The sequence below is a fragment of the Chryseobacterium sp. SIMBA_028 genome (assembly GCF_046535285.1).
GTDB lineage: Bacteria > Bacteroidota > Bacteroidia > Flavobacteriales > Weeksellaceae > Chryseobacterium.
Genome location: NZ_JAWRWZ010000573.1, coordinates 1 through 253, shown reverse-complemented (window position 1 = coordinate 253; position 253 = coordinate 1). Strand labels below are relative to the sequence as shown.

Annotated in this window: 1 protein-coding gene; it reads right to left on the bottom strand. The window is 56.9% G+C overall.

All coding sequences use genetic code 11. From position 1 onward, the window contains the following. Positions 1-50: 50 nt before the first annotated feature. Positions 51-253 (bottom strand): response regulator transcription factor (locus SCA31_RS24545; protein ID WP_112389010.1); only part of this gene is annotated, 203 nt, incomplete at its 5' end.

Genomic DNA, 253 nt, shown 5'->3' with positions numbered 1-253 from the left:
CGAATAGTCCTCATTTTTCAGATATTTGTGTGAGTGACGTCGAGGCCTCGTCAGTCAATGACGCCCTGCCGCAAGGCGGCGGCCACCAGCGCAGTGTCCTTGTAGACCGCGAAATTCGTCTTCAGCGCCTCGATATGGGTGCGGACGGTGTGCACCGAACATCCGAGGATGAGGGCGATTTCCTGCGCCGTCTTTCCCGCGCACATCAGCGTGAGAATTTCCTTTTCCCGTTTGGTAACCTGAGCCGTCATCC